Annotated in this window: 15 protein-coding genes; 7 read left to right on the top strand and 8 right to left on the bottom strand. The window is 71.6% G+C overall.

All coding sequences use genetic code 11. The features are described from left to right. Positions 1–30: 30 nt before the first annotated feature. On the bottom strand, positions 31–2106 hold the full coding sequence (gene tkt / locus ACZ5XS_RS14000) for a transketolase (RefSeq protein ID WP_468650954.1): 2076 nt from the start codon (positions 2104–2106) through the stop codon (positions 31–33). A 146-nt stretch (positions 2107–2252) separates the two neighbouring features. On the opposite strand from tkt, the gene ACZ5XS_RS13995 reads away from it, so the two are divergent. Beyond that, the gene (locus ACZ5XS_RS13995; RefSeq protein ID WP_468650952.1) at positions 2253–3158 is read left to right on the top strand and encodes a helix-turn-helix domain-containing protein; all 906 of its coding nucleotides are present in this window, start codon (positions 2253–2255) and stop codon (positions 3156–3158) included. Between the two features lie 65 nt (positions 3159–3223). On the opposite strand, the gene ACZ5XS_RS13990 is transcribed toward ACZ5XS_RS13995, so the two are convergent. Continuing rightward, entirely contained in the window at positions 3224–4624 is a 1401-nt protein-coding gene (locus ACZ5XS_RS13990) for a glycoside hydrolase family 16 protein (protein WP_468650950.1), read from the bottom strand. Between the two features lie 367 nt (positions 4625–4991). On the opposite strand from ACZ5XS_RS13990, the gene ACZ5XS_RS13985 reads away from it, so the two are divergent. Continuing rightward, positions 4992–5639 (top strand): TetR/AcrR family transcriptional regulator, encoded by a 648-nt coding sequence (locus ACZ5XS_RS13985; RefSeq protein WP_468650948.1) that lies wholly within the window; start codon positions 4992–4994, stop codon positions 5637–5639. 845 nt (positions 5640–6484) lie between these two features. Here ACZ5XS_RS13985 and ACZ5XS_RS13980 read toward each other — a convergent pair. From ACZ5XS_RS13980 to ACZ5XS_RS13965, 4 genes are all read right to left on the bottom strand, one after another. After that, positions 6485–7243, bottom strand: coding sequence for an IclR family transcriptional regulator (locus ACZ5XS_RS13980; RefSeq protein WP_217239207.1), 759 nt, complete (start codon positions 7241–7243; stop codon positions 6485–6487). Further along, positions 7240–8628: an alpha/beta hydrolase family protein gene (locus ACZ5XS_RS13975; protein ID WP_468650946.1), complete on the bottom strand. Its 1389-nt coding sequence runs from the start codon at positions 8626–8628 to the stop codon at positions 7240–7242. Before ACZ5XS_RS13975 ends, ACZ5XS_RS13980 begins: the two co-directional genes overlap by 4 nt. Further along, positions 8625–9983 carry an MFS transporter gene (locus ACZ5XS_RS13970; protein ID WP_468650944.1) on the bottom strand — a complete coding sequence of 453 codons (1359 nt, stop codon included), beginning with the start codon at positions 9981–9983 and terminating at the stop codon, positions 8625–8627. The genes ACZ5XS_RS13975 and ACZ5XS_RS13970 overlap by 4 nt, the downstream gene beginning before the upstream one ends. Positions 9984–10093: 110 nt before the next feature. Next, positions 10094–10519 carry a MarR family winged helix-turn-helix transcriptional regulator gene (locus ACZ5XS_RS13965; RefSeq protein WP_468650942.1) on the bottom strand — a complete coding sequence of 142 codons (426 nt, stop codon included), beginning with the start codon at positions 10517–10519 and terminating at the stop codon, positions 10094–10096. Positions 10520–10809: 290 nt separating this feature from the next. On the opposite strand from ACZ5XS_RS13965, the gene ACZ5XS_RS13960 reads away from it, so the two are divergent. The 4 genes from ACZ5XS_RS13960 to ACZ5XS_RS13945 are packed head-to-tail and all read left to right on the top strand — an operon-like array spanning position 10810 to position 14614. Continuing rightward, complete coding sequence (locus ACZ5XS_RS13960) at positions 10810–11727, top strand: SDR family NAD(P)-dependent oxidoreductase (RefSeq protein ID WP_308406729.1); 918 nt, start codon at positions 10810–10812, stop codon at positions 11725–11727. A gap of 2 nt (positions 11728–11729) precedes the next feature. Further along, positions 11730–12614 carry an amidohydrolase family protein gene (locus ACZ5XS_RS13955; protein ID WP_468650940.1) on the top strand — a complete coding sequence of 295 codons (885 nt, stop codon included), beginning with the start codon at positions 11730–11732 and terminating at the stop codon, positions 12612–12614. 10 nt (positions 12615–12624) lie between these two features. After that, positions 12625–14130, top strand: a complete 1506-nt coding sequence (menE, locus tag ACZ5XS_RS13950; protein ID WP_468650939.1) for an o-succinylbenzoate--CoA ligase — start codon at positions 12625–12627, stop codon at positions 14128–14130. A 28-nt stretch (positions 14131–14158) separates the two neighbouring features. Further along, the gene (locus ACZ5XS_RS13945) at positions 14159–14614 is read left to right on the top strand and encodes a MaoC family dehydratase (RefSeq protein ID WP_468650937.1); all 456 of its coding nucleotides are present in this window, start codon (positions 14159–14161) and stop codon (positions 14612–14614) included. 91 nt (positions 14615–14705) lie between these two features. Here the strand turns inward: ACZ5XS_RS13945 and ACZ5XS_RS13940 are convergent, their stop codons facing one another. Continuing rightward, a complete protein-coding gene (locus tag ACZ5XS_RS13940) occupies positions 14706–15572 on the bottom strand; it encodes a PaaX family transcriptional regulator (protein ID WP_468650935.1) in 867 nt (288 codons plus the stop codon). 24 nt (positions 15573–15596) lie between these two features. Next, entirely contained in the window at positions 15597–16445 is an 849-nt protein-coding gene (locus tag ACZ5XS_RS13935; RefSeq protein ID WP_468650933.1) for a hypothetical protein, read from the bottom strand. A gap of 157 nt (positions 16446–16602) precedes the next feature. Between ACZ5XS_RS13935 and ACZ5XS_RS13930 the strand changes: the two genes are divergently transcribed. Further along, positions 16603–16748 (top strand): helix-turn-helix domain-containing protein (locus tag ACZ5XS_RS13930; protein WP_468651265.1); only part of this gene is annotated, 146 nt, incomplete at its 3' end.

Below are 16748 nucleotides of genomic sequence, written 5' to 3'. Positions count from 1 at the left end.
ACTTTGATCATCTTCTTTCGGGCGATCGGATCAGCCACGCGCGGCAGCGAGCGAGGCGCGGGCCTCTGCGGCGACGTGCTCGGCGGTGAAGCCGTATGCGGCGAACAGGGTCTTCGCGTCGGCGGAGGCGCCGAAGTGTTCGAGGGAGACGATGCGTCCTGCGTCACCCACGAACCGGTACCACGTCAGGCCGATGCCGGCCTCGACCGCAACGCGGGCCTTCACGGACGGCGGCAGGACGCTCTCGCGGTACTCGGCGGGTTGCTCCTCGAACCACTCCACCGAGGGCATCGAGACGACCCGTGTGCCGACTCCCTCGGCCTCCAGCCGCTCCCGCGCGGCGACGGCGAGCTGGACCTCGGAGCCGGTGCCGATCAGGATCACCTCGGGTGTTCCCGTGGAGGCCTCGAACAGCACGTAACCGCCGCGAGCGGCATCCGGGTTCGGCGCGTACGTCGGCACGCCCTGGCGGGTGAGCGCGAGGCCGTGCGGGGCGGGGTCGGTGGCGTGCCGCTTGAGGATCTCGGCCCACGCGGTCGCGGTCTCGTTGGCGTCGGCGGGCCGCACGATGTTCAGGCCCGGGATGGCGCGCAGGGACGCGAGGTGTTCGACCGGCTGGTGGGTGGGCCCGTCCTCGCCCAGGCCGATGGAGTCGTGCGTCCACACGTAGGTGACCGGCAGCTGCATCAGCGCGGACAGGCGTACCGCGTTGCGCATGTAGTCGGAGAAGACGAGGAAGGTGCCCCCGTAGATGCGGGTGTTGCCGTGCAGGGCGATGCCGTTCATCTCCGCGGCCATGGAGTGCTCGCGGATACCGAAGTGGATCGTGCGGCCGTACGGGTCGGCCTCCGGCAGCGGATTGTCCGCCGGGAGGAACGACGACGTCTTGTCGATGGTGGTGTTGTTGGAGCCGGCCAGGTCGGCCGAGCCGCCCCACAGCTCCGGGACGACCGCACCCAGCGCCTGCAGCACCGTGCCGGAGGCGGCGCGGGTCGCGAGGGACTGGCCCGCCTCGAAGACCGGAAGGGCGTCCTCCCAGCCCTCGGGCAGCTGACCGGCGACGACCCGGTCGAAGAGCCTCGCGCGCTCGGGCTGGGCGCCGCGCCACTTGTCGATCCGCTTGTCCCAGGCGGCGTGCGCCTCGGCGCCCCGGTCCAGGGCCCGGCGGGAGTGGGCGAGGACCTCGTCCGCCACCTCGAAGGACCGCTCCGGGTCGAAGCCCAGCAGCCGCTTGGTGGCCGCGACCTCGTCGTCACCCAGCGCCGAGCCGTGCGCGGCCTCGGTGTTCCGCGCGTTCGGCGCCGGCCAGGCGATGATCGTGCGCATCGCGATGATCGAGGGCCGCCCGGTCTCGGCCTGGGCGGACCTCAGGGCCGCGTGCAGCGCGTGCACGTCGATGTCGCCGTCGGCGCCGGGCTCGATCCGCTGCACGTGCCAGCCGTACGCCTCGTACCGCCCGAGCACGTCCTCGGAGAACGCGGTCGCCGTGTCGCCCTCGATGGAGATGTGGTTGTCGTCGTAGAGGAAGACGAGGTTGCCGAGCTTCTGGTGGCCGGCCAGCGAGGAGGCCTCGGCGGAGATGCCCTCCTCCAGGTCGCCGTCGGAGACGATCGCCCAGATGGTGTGGTCGAACGGGGACTCGCCCTCGAGGGCCTCCGGGTCGAACAGGCCGCGCTCGTAGCGGGCGGCCATCGCCATGCCCACCGCGTTGGCCACACCCTGACCGAGCGGACCGGTGGTGGTCTCGACGCCGGCGGTGTGGCCGTACTCGGGGTGACCCGGCGTCTTCGAACCGTGGGTCCGGAAGGCCAAGAGGTCGTCGAGCTCCAGCTCGTACCCGGCGAGGAAGAGCTGGGTGTAGAGGGTGAGCGAGGTGTGTCCGGGGGACAGAACGAAGCGGTCGCGGCCCGTCCACTCCGGGTCCGCCGGATCGTGACGCATCACCTTCTGAAAGATCGTGTACGCCGCCGGAGCCAGGCTCATCGCGGTGCCCGGGTGCCCGTTCCCGACCCGCTGCACGGCATCGGCCGCCAGGAGACGGGCGGTGTCGACGGCACGCCGGTCGAGTTCGGTCCATTCGAAGCGGTCCGTTGTCTGCGTGCTCATCTTCAAGAAATCCTCGATCGGAGCGATTCGGCTGGTCGGTCGCGTTCAAACTTAAAAGTCTGACTTTTACGAGGGAAGGTCGCCGTGTGCCAGCCTGTGGTGAAAGTGGGACACGGACGGCTCGACCGAGGCGGCACGAGAAGGACATGGCGGACAGAACCATCCAAGGCGGAGACGGCGCCGGTGGCGTGGACGGGATCAGAACCTTCCCCTTCCCGGTCGAACGGAGCGTCGGCGGTGTCGGCATGCAGGTCGGACCGATGGGCACCGGCCGCACCTGGCACGCGGACGCGCCACTGGAACGCGTCCACCGCATCGACTTCCACGTCGTCATGCTCTTCGGTGACGGCCCCGTACGCCACATGATCGACTTCGCGGAGTACGAGGCGACGGCCGGCGACCTGCTGTGGATCCGCCCGGGGCAGGTCCACCGCTTCCCGCCGAGCAGCGAGTACCGCGGAACCGTCCTGACCATGCAGCCCGGCTTCCTGCCCCGCGCCACCGTCGAGGCCACCGGCCTGTACCGCTACGATCTGCCGCCCCTGCTGCGCCCCGACGAACCCCAGCTCGCCGCCCTCAGGGCCGCCCTCGCCCAGCTGCAACGCGAGTACGAGGACACCGGCACCCTCCCGGCCGGCCTGCACACCTCGATACTGCGCCACTCGCTGACCGCGTTCCTGCTGCGCCTTGCCCACCTCGCGACGAGCTCCGCGGAGGCGTCCCGGCGGCAGGACGACACGACCTTCACCCTCTTCCGGAACGCCGTGGAGCAGGGCTTCGCCACCAACCACAGCGTCAGCGCCTACGCCGACGCCCTCGGCTACTCCCGCCGCACCCTCGTACGCGCGGTCCGCGCCGCCACCGGCCAGACCCCCAAGGGCTTCATCGACAAACGCGTGATCCTGGAGGCCAAACGGCTCCTGGCGCACACCGAGCTGCCGATCGGCCGGGTCGGGGCGGCGGTCGGTTTCCCGGACGCGGCGAACTTCTCCAAGTTCTTCCAGCAGCACACGGAGATGACGCCGGCGGCGTTCCGGGCGGAGCTGCGCTGACACCGCGACACGGCAACGGGGCCCCACGCGCGCGTGGGGCCCCGTTGCCGGAAGCGGACCGCGGATCAGCGGCCGAAGGTGAACCAGTTCACGTTCACGAAGTCCGCCGGCTGGCCGCTCGTGAACGTCAGGTAGACGTCGTGGGTGCCGGTGACCGCGCTCATGTTCGCGGGGACCGTCCGCCACGACTGCCAGCCGCCCGTGTTGGCCAGCGCGAAGCTGCCGACGGGTGTGCTGGTACGGCTGTCCAGTCGGACCTCGACCAGACCGCTGACCCCGCCCGCCGCGCCGCTCGCCACGCGGGCGACGAACTGGGTGGCCGCCGTGGAGCCGAAGTCGACGCCCCGGTAGAGCGCCCAGTCGCCGCCTGCGAGGGAGCCGATGTTCTGGCCGCCGCCGGTGTCGGAGGTGGCCTCGGTGAAGGTGCCGGACTGACCGTCGTGGGACTCGGCCTGGATGGCGCCGTAGGCGTCACGGTTGCCGGTCGGCGGGGGAGTGGTGGAACCGCCCCCGGCGGCCGACAGCACCTGGACGTAGTCGACGACCATGGGGACGCCGGAGCGGGTGTCGCCGTCCAGGCCGCCGCCGAACGCGTCGGGGAAGGCGCCGCCCATCGCCACGTTCAGGATGATGAAGAAGCCGTGGTCGGTGGCGTTGGTCCAGGTCGCCGCGTCGACCTGGTTCGCGGTGACGGTGTGGAAGTTGACGCCGTCGACGAAGAAGCGGATGGCTTCCGGGCTCGCCGAGCGGTCCCACTCCATGGTGTAGGTGTGGAAGCCGGACTGGCAGGTGCTGCCGGGACACGCGGTCGAGTTGCCTAGGCCGGTCGTCTCGTTGCAGGGGCCGCCCGGATTGGTGCCGCAGTGCATCGTGGCCCACACCGTGTTGCGGCCCTGGACGTTCTCCATGATGTCCAGCTCGCCGACGCTCGGCCAGTTCTGGTAGTTGCCCCGGTAGGGCGCGCCCAGCATCCAGAACGCGGGCCAGTAGCCCTCCGCGGCGGTGCCGGTGACGTTCGGCATCTGGATGCGGGCCTCGACGCGCAGTTTGCCGCCCGACGGGGGCTGGAAGTCGGTGCGGTTGGTCTCGATGCGGCCCGAGGTCCAGGCGCCGGCCCCGTTGCGCAGCGGGGTGATGCGCAGGTTGCCGCTGCCGTCGAGCGAGACGTTGCTGGTGCTGTTCGTCATCGTCTCGACCTCGCCGGTGCCCCAGTTGGCGGGCCCGCCGGGGTACGAGGTGCCGGTGGCGTACTGCCAGTCGGAGGTGTTGACGCCGGTGCCCGCGGCACCGGTGAAGTCGTCGAGGAAGACCTGCGACCAGCCCGCCGGGGGCGTGGGCGCGGAGGCGCTCGCGGAGGGGGAGGCGGCCGTGGCGGCGGCCGCCGCGAGACCCAGCGTGCTGACGACGGCGACGAGACCGCGGCGCAGGGGGCGCCGTCTGCGGGACATGCCGGAGGGTTCACTCATGGTGGGGGTGCCTCTCGCGGTACGGAGTGGGGTGCGCGGGTGCCTTGGAGACACTTCGAGAGCCCTCTGAGAGCGCTCTCAAAGTGCGCCCAATGTGCTCTCGGCCACTGCGGTCGTCAAGAGGTGTAACAGTGAAAGTCCTTTTGCCCCAGGTGAGTTAACCCGATGAAGTCTCGAACGGGCTGAAGCGCGCCCCGGGGCGGCGCCGACCGGACCACGCCGTGGCCGGGCACCGGCTGCCGTGCAGAGGCCTCCGTGCCAGAATGGCTGCGCTGTCAGTCCCTGCGCCAGTGCGCCCGTACCCGCTCTTCCGTGCCTGTCGCGCCCGTACCGTTCGCCCCGTACTGATCAGACCGAGGTTGTCGCCGTGACCAAGTCCGCCGCCCGCGAGCCGCTGCGACGCAACGCGCGGTCCAACAGGGCGCGGATCCTGGCCACGGCCCGCCAGGAGCTCGGGCGGAACCCGGACATCACCCTGGAGGAGCTGGCGCGCGCCTCCGGTGTCGTACGGCGCACCCTCTTCGGACACTTCCCCGGCCGCGCGGCGCTGCTGGAGGCCCTCGCCGAGGAGGCGTGCGAGACCCTCAGGGACGCGGTCGCAAGCGGCGCGAGGCCGGCCGAGCCGGCCGAGCGGGCCCTCGCGTACTTCGTGTTCGCGATGTGGCCCGTGGGCGACCGCTACCGGATGCTCCTGGCCCTCGCCCGGCACGATCTGGGCGCGGAGCACGTCGCGGAGATCCTGACCCCGGCCCGCGCGGAGGTCACCGCCATCCTCGGCCGGGGCCAGCGGGACGGCGTCTTCCACACCCACCTGCCGCCCGCCGTGCTGAGCGCCGGCCTGGAGGCGATGACCCTCGCCCTGCTGGAGGAGGTCAACACCGGGGCGCTGGAGGACGACGGCACCCGGGTCGCCGTCGCCACGCTCATCGCGGCCGGCGTGGCCCGGGAGCGGGCGCGTGCGGTGGTCGACGGCGTCGCGTCGGCCAAGGACGCGCAGCCCGCTGCCGACGCCTGACCGGGCGCCCGCGGCCGTACCGCCGTCGGCCCGGCGAGGGTGGGGCCCGGTTGGGGCGACGACCTCGTGAAGAAGACCTGGCCGGTGACACCGGAGGCCGGCGAGGCCGGTCAGGTCTGGTGAGGCCGATGAGCTGATGCGGCCGGTGGCGGCGAGGTGGCGGTCGCCGGGCGGGCCCGAGGTGAGGACGAAGCGCGGCAGGGTACTCGCGGCCCCCGGGAGCCGCTTACGGGTGAGGGCGAGCGACGGTCGTGTCGCCCCGCGAGCCTGCGCGGCCTCGCGGTGAGCCCTCGGCCTCCGCGGCGGCCTCCGCGGTGAGTACTCCTCCTCCGTGATCTCCGCGGTGAGTACTCGACAAGCGCTGCCCGGTCCGCGAAGTGGAGGTAGACGGTGCGTCATGCCCCTCCGGCCTCGGTGATCGCCACGAGGTCTGCAGCTGGCGCAGAGCCCCTCGGCCGGCCCTCAGCAGGCGCAGGCCCTGATCGACGCCGTCCACGAGTCCTTCGCGCAGGCCGTCGCCCGGACCAGCCTCGTCGGCGGCATCATCATGGCCGCCGGAACCATGATCGTCCTCGCCGTCCTCCCCGGTCTCCGATCCGCCGGACAGCCCCGGTCGCAGGAGGCGCCGGCACCGCGGACGACGGCAGCGGAGTCGGCCCGCGACGAGGAACATGCCCACTCCCGCTGACGGTTGTCCTGCCCAGTGGTGCCGGCGTGCACCGCGTGACGGTCCGGCGGCAGGGGACCGGCCGCCGCGGCGGGGGGACCCGGGCCGCGCGGGACCGTACGCGGGAAGCGGGACAGCAGCGCCGACCGTCGCCCACCGACCGTCCGCCACCGTCGGCCTACGGCCGGCTCCCCTCCGGCTGCCACCCCAGCGCCCGCGAGATCCCCCGCGCCGCCAGCCGCACCGCCGGAATCAGCGTCGGGACCTGCGCGCCGTCCTGAGGCACGACGACCGACACGGCCGCGACCAGCGTCCCGTCGGGGCCGCGTACCGGGGCGGCCACCGACAGGGCGTCCTCGGTGACCTGGCGGTCGCTCACCGCGACGCCCGAGCGGCGCACTTCGGCCAGAACGCGGCGCAGACGGCTCGGGTCGGTGATCGTGTGCGGAGTGTAGGAGGCGAGCGGGCGGGCGCAGTACTCCTCCTGGAGGTCCGGATCGCCGTAGGCCAGCAGGGCGAGCCCGACGCCGGTGACGTGCAGGGGCCAGCGGGCTCCGACGCGGATGTGGACGCCGACCGCCGAGCGGCCGGAGATCCACTCGATGTAGACGACCTCCGAGCCGTCGCGCACCGCCAACTGCACGTTCTCGTGCGTGGCTTCGTACAGGTCCTCCAGGTACGGCAGCGCGACCTGCCGCAGTGCGAGGGCGCGGGGGGCGAGCGCCGCGACCTCCCACAGGCGCAGGCCGACGTGGTACGTGCCGGACTCGTCGCGCTCCAGGGCGCCCCACGCGGTCAGCGCGCCGACGAGCCGGTGGGCGGTGGTCAGGGTCAGCCCGGCCCGCCGGCTGATGTCCGTCAGGCTCAGCGCCGGGTGTTCGTGGTCGAACGCGGCGAGGACGGACAGCAGCCGGTCGGGCGCGGAGCGGGTGGTCATGGCCGGGCGTCTCCGGGGTGCGCGAGGTCGTAGGGGCGGGGGTAGGCGGTCGGCCGGTACGCGAGGTAGCGGCCCGGGGTGGCCGGGTCCGCCTGCTCGGCGCGGGAGTTGAGGGTGGCCGGCGAGGTGTCCCAGCGGCCGGTGTCCAGTCGGTGCTCCAGGGTGTGCAGGGCGCCGACCATCTCGCCGGTGGTGAAGGTGCAGTGGCCGGGGCCGTCGACGTAGGCCTGGCGGAGCAGCGGGCCCGCGCCGGCCGCGGTGGCCGCCCGCCGGTAGGCGCTCTCGGACTGTACGGGGATCAGCGCGTCGCCGGTGGTGTGGATGTTGAGCTGGGGGTCGGTGAGACGGCCCGTGAAGGTGCTGGTCTGTCGCATCCAGCGTACGGCGGCGGGGTCGGCGGAGACACGCGGTGCCCGGGCGAGGGCCGTGAGGTCGTCCCGCAGTGACGCGCCCGCCTTCTTGTAGAGCTCCGTCACCTCCTTGTACAGCGGGGAGCGCCCGAGCATGGCGGTGTAGTCGACGCCGGTGTTCCACGACGGGTTGCCGCCGGCGCGGCTCTCCGCCTCCTGCCGCCAGGAGAAGGCGGGAAGCTGGAGGAGGCCGGCGACGGCCGGGTACTGGTTGGCCTGCTGCCCGTCCCAGTCGGACGGGCCGGGCTCGGTCTGTGCGGGGTCGTTGTGGCCGGGGATGTTGTGCAGGGCGGCGGCCAGCGCGATCCGGGCGCGGCCCGCCGGTGTCTGCTGGGCCGCGGCCACCTTCGCGGTGAGGGCCTTCGACGCGTCGACCGCGGACGCCTGGTCGGCGAAGTCGGTGAGCGGGATGCCGGCGTCCGGCGCGAGCAGGGTCTTCAGTGCGAACACCGGATCCAGGGTGCTGTTCCAGTTGGCGACGCCGCCCTGGACCAGCCCGCACATCGACAGCGATCCGTCGAAGCGGTCGGCGTGCCGCTCGGCCAGGGCCGTCGTCACGAGGCCGCCGTACGACCGGCCCCAGGCGAGGGTCCGCCGGGCCGGGCCGAACTTCTGCGTGAACAGGTCCAGCGTGGCGAGCTGGTCGGGCACCGCGTCGGTGACGGCCCAGCCGTTCGTCGCGTACGAGGAGCCGATGAGGGCGTAGCCCTCGGCCAGAAGGTGGGCGGTCGTGCCCCCGCCGGAGCCCGGATCGGGCGAGTTCTGGCCCGGGTTGGGCGAGCCGGCGGGGCGGTAGCCGTGGCTGAAGAGGAGGACCGTGCCGTTCCAGTCGGCGGGTACGTCCATCAAGTAGGCGGCTCCCGATGGGAGTTGGCCTTCGATGTGGGTGTCCGTCGGAGCCTGTGCCTGCGCGGGCAGTGAGGTCGTGGCGCACAGGGCGACGGTCAGTAAGGCGACGCGGGTGGGGGTCCTCATCGGGCTGACCTTTCCGGTGTGGGGGTGGTGGTGCGGGTGGGGGAGGAGTCGAGCGTGTCGGTGTGGGTCTCGCGCATTCGCCAGACGGTGAGCGCGGTGATCGCCGCGCCGCCGCACAGCAGCAGGGACACGGGGGTGCTGCCGCCGCCGTACGAGGCGAGCAGACTGCTCGCGATCAGCGGCGAGAAGCCGGCGCCGACGAGGGTGGCCGCCTGGTAGCCGAGGGAGGCGCCGGTGTAGCGCACGCGGGTGCCGAACATCTCGGTGAGCAGGGCGCCGAGCGGGCCGTACATCGTGGACTGGGCGATGCCGTGGCCGAGGACGAGGGCGAGGATCAGCAGGCCGGGGGAGCCGGAGTCGACCAGGGCCAGCACCGGGAAGGCGAGTGCGGCGGAGGCGAGGGCGCCGGCCAGGACCACCGGGCGGCGGCCGACCCGGTCGGACAGCGCGGACGCGACGGGCAGCACCAGCAGGGCCACACAGGAGGCGATGGTCACGGCGGCGAGCACCTGTGGACGGCTGTACCCGTGGTCGACCGCATACGAAATCGTGAATCCTGTCAGCAGCGACTGCGCGGTGAACGCGCCGATCCCGACACAGGCGGCCAGCAGCACCGGCTTGGGGCGCCGCAGCACCTCCAGGATCGGGGGCTTCGCCGACGGCTCCGGCTTCACCTCGGCGAACAGCGGGCTCTCCGCGACCTTGAGGCGGACGAACATGCCGACGGCCAGCAGCAGGATGCTCAGCAGGAACGGCACCCGCCAGCCCCAGGAGCGGAAATCGTCGTCGGGAAGGGCGGCGACCAGGGTGACCACACCGGCCGACAGCACGGAGCCCAGCGGGGCGCCGAGCTGGGTGAAGCTGGACCACAGGCCGCGCCGGGAGCCCTGGACGCGTTCGGCGTGCTCGACGACCATCAGGGTCGCGCCGCCCCACTCGCCGCCGATCGCGAGGCCCTGCACCACGCGCAGGGTGACGAGGAGGACGGGGGCCCAGACGCCGATCGTGTCGTACGTCGGCAGCACGCCGATCAGGAAGCTGCCGCAGCCCATCAGGGCCATGGTCAGCAGCATCATCGACTTGCGGCCGAGGCGGTCGCCGAAGTGGCCGAAGACGATGCCGCCGAGCGGGCGGGCCACATAGCCCGCGGCGAAGGTGCCGAAGGCCGCGATCGTGCCGACCGCGGGGTCGGCGCCGGGGAAGAACAGGTCGCCGAAGACCAGCGCGGCGACCGTGCCGTAGACGAGGAAGTCGTAGAACTCCACTGCCGTGCCGAGCAGGCCGGACAGGGCGACGCGGCGCAACTGCCGCTGCTGTGGGGACGGTTGGCGGGCAGACGTGTGGGGTGGCTGCACGATGAGCTCCCTGATGCCGATGGTGTGGGGGTGTCACCGGTGTGGGGACTTCACCGGTGCCCCGGTGAAGTTAGGCATCCCTCGTGCGGCCGTCAATCATTTGCACAACATTAATTGAGTCCGTCCTCCGTGATCCGCAGGAGCAGTGCGTGCAGTGCGTCCCGCTCCGCCGCGTCGAGCGGGCCGAGCAGTTCGTTGGTCACCCGCAGGCCGGCCTCGTCGGTGTCGCGCAGGAAGTCGCGGCCGGCCTCGGTGAGGACGACGATCCGGCTGCGACGGTCGTCCGGGGAGGGCCGGCGCTCGGCGAAGCCCAGCTTCTCCAGGTCGTCGACCAGGCCGACGATCGCGCTCGGGTCGTAGCCGAGGGTCGTGCTCAGTTCGCGCTGCAGGGCACCGCCGGAGGTGGCCAGGAGGCGGAGCAGCGCGTAGTGGCGCAGGCGCAGGCCGGACTCCTGGAGGAAGCCGTTGAACAGCTGCCCGGAGCGCAGGCCCAGCCGGTACAGCAGGTAGCCGGTGTCCGCGTGCAGTCCGCGCATCCACGGCTCGTCGGCGTCGATCGGGGCAGGGCCTTCGGCGTGGTCGGTGGCACGTGGCTGGCGAGCGATGACGGGCTCCCTGGGAGAGGCCCCGGGGCGGGGCGGTTCGGCTTGCTGTGCGGTGGCTGAGCGGGGGGCTGAGCCGTCGTTGAGGTGTTGCCGCATCCAGTCTGACGCACCGGCCGGGCGGCAACAACTATTGACGTCACCAATTATTGCTCTTAGCTTCGATCTGTACGCCGCACAGCCGCGGCCGCATCACCCGTGTCACCTTGTGAAGGGACCCGCCCGTGCCCAGCATCGATCTCACCGGCAAGGCCGCCGTCGTCACCGGCAGCGGCCGGGGCCTCGGCCTCGCCTACGCGCACGCCCTGGCCGCCCGCGGCGCCTCCGTGGTCGTCAACGACATCGACGAGGCGGTGGCCGAGCAGGCCGTGAAGTCCATCACCGCGGCGGGCGGCACCGCCGTCGCCGAGGTCGTCCCGGTCGGCACGACCGAGGCCGCCGACCGGCTCGTCGGCCGCGCCGTCGAGGAGTTCGGGCGGCTCGACATCCTGGTCACCAACGCGGGCATCCTGCGCGACAAGGTGCTGTGGAAGATGACCGACGAGGACTTCGACGCGGTGATCACCACCCACCTCAAGGGCACCTTCACCTGCGCCCGCGCCGCCGCCGTGCGGATGCGCGAGCAGGGCGAGGGCGGCAGCCTGATCCTGGTCGGCTCCCCGGCCGGACAGCGCGGCAACTTCGGGCAGACCAACTACGCCGCCGCCAAGGCCGGTATCGCCGCCATGGCCCGCACCTGGTCCATGGAGCTCGGCCGCGCCGGCATCACCGTCAACGCGATCGTGCCGGTCGCCGCCACCGCGATGACCGAGACCATCCCCGCCTTCGCCCCGTACATCGAGGCCATGAAGAACGGCGAGCCGCTGCCGGACTTCCTCCGCAAGGGCGAGGGCTTCGGTACGCCCGAGGACTGCGCGGCCCTCGTGCCCTTCCTCGCCTCCGAGGCCGCCCGCTCGATCACCGGCCAGGCCATCGGCATCGGCGGCGACAAGGTGGCACTCTGGTCACATCCGCAGGAGATCAGCGCGGCCTACGCCGACGGCGGCTGGACCCCCGAGACCCTGGCCGACGCCTTCCCCACGTCGGTCGGCGCCGAGCTCCAGACGGTCGGCATCCCGGCCCCCAAGTTCCCGGAGGCCTGACCATGACGACCCTCAATGTCGAGGATCTCGTCGCGATCGACGTCCACACCCACGCGGAGGTGTCCTCCAAGGGCCACTCCTCCCTGGACGACGACCTGCACGACGCCTCCTCCGCCTACTTCAAGGTCGAGGGCAAGCGGAAGCCCACCCTGGAGGAGACCGCCGCGTACTACCGGGAGCGGAAGATGGCCGCCGTGATCTTCACGGTGGACGCCGAGTCCGCGACCGGCACGGCTCCCGTGCCCAACGAGGAGGTCGCCGAGGCCGCCGCGGCCAACGCGGACGTCCTCATCCCCTTCGCGTCCATCGACCCGTTCCGGGGTAAGGCGGGCGTGAAGCAGGCCCGGCGCCTGGTCGAGGAGTACGGGGTGCGGGGCTTCAAGTTCCACCCCAGCGTCCAGGGCTTCTTCCCCGACGACCGCTCGGTGGCGTACGACCTCTACGAGGTGATCGAGGAGACCGGCACCATCGCCCTCTTCCACACCGGCCAGACCGGTATCGGCGCCGGCGTGCCCGGCGGGGGCGGGATCCGGCTCAAGTACTCCAACCCGCTGCACGTGGACGACGTGGCGGCCGATTTCCCGCATATGAAGATCATCCTGGCGCACCCGTCCTTCCCCTGGCAGGACGAGGCCCTGGCGGTCGCCACCCACAAGCCGGGCGTGCACATCGACCTGTCCGGCTGGTCGCCGAAGTACTTTCCGCCGCAGCTGGTGCAGTACGCCAACACGCTGCTCAAGGACAAGGTGCTCTTCGGCTCGGACTTCCCGCTCCTGACCCCCGACCGCTGGCTCGCCGACTTCGCGAAGCTGCCGATCAAGGACGAGGTCAGGCCGAAGATCCTCAAGGAGAACGCCGCCCGCCTGCTCGGGCTGACCAAACCGTAAGGGGCGTGACATGCGCAACGAGGGACTGGGGTCGTGGCCCGCACGCCGGGCCCGCAAGACCCCGCACCGCACCGCCCTGGTCCACGGTGGGCAGTCGACGGACTACCGCACATTGCATACACGCACGACCCGTCTCGCCCACGCCCTGCGCGCCCGGGGCATCCGACGCGGCGACCGCATCGCCTACCTCGGCCCCAATCACCCCTCCTATCTGGAGACCCTGTTCGCGGCGGGCATCCTCGGCGCGGTCTTCGTCCCTCTCAACACCCGCCTCGCCGGCCCCGAGATCGCCTACCAGCTGGCCGACTCCGGTGCCAAGGCCCTCGTCTACGGCCCGTCGTTCCAGGGGCTGGTCGCCGGCCTGCCGGGCAACTCGGACGTGCGGACGTACGTCGAGGTCGGCGCCGAATACGAACAAGCGCTCTCCGGCGCCCTCGCCGACCCCATCGACGAGCCGGTCGCGGCCGACGACACCTGCATCATCATGTACACCTCGGGCACGACCGGCCGCCCCAAGGGCGCGATGCTCACCCACGGCAACCTCACCTGGAACGCGATCAACGTCCTCGTCGACACCGACCTGATCGCCGACGAACGCGCCCTGGTCTCCGCCCCGTTGTTCCACACGGCCGGCCTGAACATGCTCACCCTGCCGGTCCTCCTCAAGGGCGGCACCTGCGTCCTGGTCGAGGCCTTCGACCCGGACGCCACCTTCGACCTGGTCGAGCGGCAGCGGATCACCTTCATGTTCGGCGTGCCGACGATGTTCGACCAGATGGCCCGGCATCCGCGCTGGAAGGACGCCGACCTGTCCTCCCTGCGCATCCTCACCTGCGGCGGCTCCCCGGTGCCGTCGCCGCTGATCGCCGCCTACCAGGAGCGGGGCCTGACCTTCCTCCAGGGCTACGGCATGACGGAGGCGGCTCCCGGGACGCTCTTCCTGGACGCCGAACACGCGGCGAGCAAGGCCGGTTCGGCCGGGGTGCCGCACTTCTTCAGCGACGTACGGGTGGTACGGCCCGACCTGGCCCCCGTCGACATCGACGAGACCGGCGAGATCGTGGTCCGCGGACCGCACGTCATGCCCGGCTACTGGGGGCTGCCCGAGGAGACGGCCGCCTCCTTCGCGGACGGCTGGTTCCGCAGCGGGGACGCCGCCCGCGTCGACGAGGACGGCTACGTCTTCATCGTCGACCGCATCAAGGACATGATCATCTCCGGTGGCGAGAACATCTACCCCGCCGAGATCGAGGACCTCCTCCTCGCCCACCCGGACATCGTCGAATGCGCGGTCATCGGCGTGCCCGACGACAAGTGGGGCGAGGTGCCGCGCGCGGTCGTCGTGCCGCGCGAGGGTGTCTCGCCGGATCCCGACGAGGTACTGGCCTCGCTCGCCGGCCGGCTGGCCAAGTACAAGATCCCGAAGTCGGTGGTCGTCGCGGACGAACTCCCGCGCACCGCCTCCGGCAAGCTCCTCAAGTCCCGGGTGCGCAAGCGCTTCGGCACCCCCTCCTGACGTTCAACTCCCAGCTAAGGAAAGCCATATGGGCATCACCGTCAACGGCCTCGACGAACTCAAGAAGCTGGCCGGCAGCGACCTCGGCACGAGCGAGTGGATCGAGGTCACCCAGGAACGCATCAACACCTTCGCCGACGCGACCGGCGACCACCAGTGGATCCACGTGGACCCTCAGAAGGCCGCGGCCGGCCCCTTCGGCGCCCCCATCGCGCACGGATACCTCACCCTCTCCCTCTTCATCCCGCTGTTCACCGAGCTGCTGGACGTCCAGGGCGTGACCACGAAGGTCAACTACGGCCTGAACAAGGTGCGTTTCCCCGCGCCGGTGAAGGTGGGCTCGCGCATCCGGCTGGTGGCGAAGCTGACGGAGGTCGAGGACGTGCCGGGCGGTGTGCAGGTCGCCGTCGACGGGGCGATCGAGATCGAGGGCGGAGCCAAGCCGGCGGCGGTGCTGCAGAGCCTGTCGCGGTTCTACGCCTGAGGCGGGGCGCTGGTCGCCGGGTGGTTCGCCGAACCGACGCGACCGAGCCCGCGCCCGCCGGGCCCCCTGGCGGCCTCGCCGACTCGCGGGCTCAGTCGCCCTCCCGCACCGGGACCAGGTCGAGCAGCCGTTCCGCACACTCCCGGGCGAGCGGGGTGAGCCGGTCGTGGACCGTCCGGAACGTCTTCTCGGCCTCCTCCGCCGGCCAGTCGTCCGGCAGGTGCATGACCGGCAGGCGGGGGTCGCGGCGAATCACCCGGAGCCACTCGGTGGACAGCCGCAGCCGCAGCGCGAACGAAGCGAGAGCGGGATCCCCCCGCCCGGAGGCCGGGGAGACGTCGTCGGGGGTGGGCAACCGGGCCTCCCACGGCTGCCAGCGCCGCACGAACTCCTCGTAACGCGCCGCCAGTTCGGCCAGCTCCCAGGTCTCCTCGATCATCGCGCCGATGTCCATGCCGGCGTCGGCGTGTGCGCGGAAGACCTTCACATGGGCGGACAGGCCCAGCTCGTCGACCAGCGACGACACGTCGACCTCGCCGGGCGCGATCCACAGGCCGCTGAACAGCGGCCCGAAGCCGCTCCAGGTGAGCTGGGAGCGCAGGTCGTGCCGCTGCCGCTGCCACGACTCGGGCAGGGAGAAGCCGAGCAGGGTCCAGGTGCCGTCCCAGTGCCGGTTGACGGCGCCGGTCTGCCAGATGCGCCGGCCGCCGTCCCGCAGGACCGCCGCCGAGCGCTCGGTCAGGCCGAAGTACATGCGGCGGCCCTCGCGCTGCCGGCGCAGCAGACCGCGGTTCACCATACGGGTCAGCGTCGACCGTGTCGCCTGCTCACCGACGCCGGCGCGCGCGAACACGTCGATGACACTGCCCGAGTACACACAGACGTCCCGGCCGAGCACCTGGTCGCCCAGGAACGTCAGCATGAGGGACTGGGGCCGCAGCGACTCTTCCGTGGTCACGCGGCCCACGTTACCTCCCGCCGATCAGTCCGTGACCTGCTGGTACGAGTACACGGCCGTCGCCACCGCGCACACTCCGGGCGGGATCATCTCCACCCGCAGAGTGCCGCTGTTCGCGTCGTGATCGACGCCCTCCGCCTCGAACGCGCCCGTGCACACGCTGCGCTGCGGCAGCGCGAACAGGCTCCTCACCGAGCCGGTGACCGCCTGTCCGTCCAGCTTGTGGGGGAGATCGACCTGGAGCAGCGGCCGGATCTCGGGGAACAGCGTGCCGGTGGCGTCGTTGGAGGCGCACACCAGCCGGGTCTGAGTCACGAAGTCGCAGCCCTGGATGTCGCGCACCGGCTTGTCGAGCGTGATCTGCCCGGCCTCCGACAGGTCGCCTCCCGTGGGGGCAGTGGCGGGGTTGAGCAGGGGAGCGGGGAAGACCTGGAGTCTGTTCTGGTCGCCCCACTCGCCCGACACCAGCCACTGCCCGTCGGGCGAGACGGTGGCGAAGGAGTTGTTCAGCTTCTCGCCCGGGTTGAGCCGGTGGACGTACTCGTAGCGCTTCTTGGCGGGTGTGGTGACCGCGAACATCTTCGACGTGGCGGTGTCGGGACCCTGGTAGGCGTCGAAGACGTACCCGCCCGCGATGTCCGGGTCACCGATGTGGTTCCAGCCCTTGACGCGGAGGTCGAGGGGGATGGACGCCAGCCCGCGGTACAGCAGTGAGCCGTCCGCGCGACTGGCGAGTCCCTGGCCGCCGCCGAGGGTGTCGGTGTACGCCGTGCCGGTCTCCTTCCAGGACGGGGCACCGGCGGCCGACGCCGTGCCCACGCCCAGCGCGCACGCGCCTAATAAGCCTGCCAGGGCGACGAGTTGACGTTTCATCGTGACTCCTTCGTGGATACCCCGGCCTTCAGCCGGGGAGGAAACGAAGCTCCTGCGGAGCAGGGCAGGGAAAGGCGAATCGCCTCCAGGGCGATTCGGCGTCTGCGGCCACCGGCCGACAGCAGCTGCTTACACGGAATCTGATAGAATGTGAGGTATGACGCAGCAGGTCAAGCGGGCGTTCAAGTACCGCTTTTACCCCACGGATGGGCAGGCAGCTGAGCTGTCGCGCACGTTCGGCTGTGTCCGCCTCGTGTACAACAAGGCGCTGGAGGAGCGCACACGGGCCTGGTACGGCGAGCA

Source organism: Streptomyces sp. NPDC033131 (genome assembly GCF_055578365.1).
This window is presented reverse-complemented; position numbering and strand designations above follow the sequence as displayed.

Bases quoted from the DNA above. Each gene is read 5' to 3' on its own strand.
- ACZ5XS_RS13945 (WP_468650937.1), top strand. From the start codon at position 14,159: ATGGGCATCACCGTCAACGGCCTCGACGAACTCAAGAAGCTGGCCGGC.
- ACZ5XS_RS13980 (WP_217239207.1), bottom strand. From the start codon at position 7,243: ATGACCACCCGCTCCGCGCCCGACCGGCTGCTGTCCGTCCTCGCCGCG.
- menE (WP_468650939.1), top strand. From the start codon at position 12,625: ATGCGCAACGAGGGACTGGGGTCGTGGCCCGCACGCCGGGCCCGCAAG.
- ACZ5XS_RS13990 (WP_468650950.1), bottom strand. From the start codon at position 4,624: ATGAGTGAACCCTCCGGCATGTCCCGCAGACGGCGCCCCCTGCGCCGC.
- ACZ5XS_RS13955 (WP_468650940.1), top strand. From the start codon at position 11,730: ATGACGACCCTCAATGTCGAGGATCTCGTCGCGATCGACGTCCACACC.
- ACZ5XS_RS13995 (WP_468650952.1), top strand. From the start codon at position 2,253: ATGGCGGACAGAACCATCCAAGGCGGAGACGGCGCCGGTGGCGTGGAC.
- ACZ5XS_RS13965 (WP_468650942.1), bottom strand. From the start codon at position 10,519: ATGCGCGGACTGCACGCGGACACCGGCTACCTGCTGTACCGGCTGGGC.
- ACZ5XS_RS13975 (WP_468650946.1), bottom strand. From the start codon at position 8,628: ATGAGGACCCCCACCCGCGTCGCCTTACTGACCGTCGCCCTGTGCGCC.
- tkt (WP_468650954.1), bottom strand. From the start codon at position 2,106: ATGAGCACGCAGACAACGGACCGCTTCGAATGGACCGAACTCGACCGG.
- ACZ5XS_RS13935 (WP_468650933.1), bottom strand. From the start codon at position 16,445: ATGAAACGTCAACTCGTCGCCCTGGCAGGCTTATTAGGCGCGTGCGCG.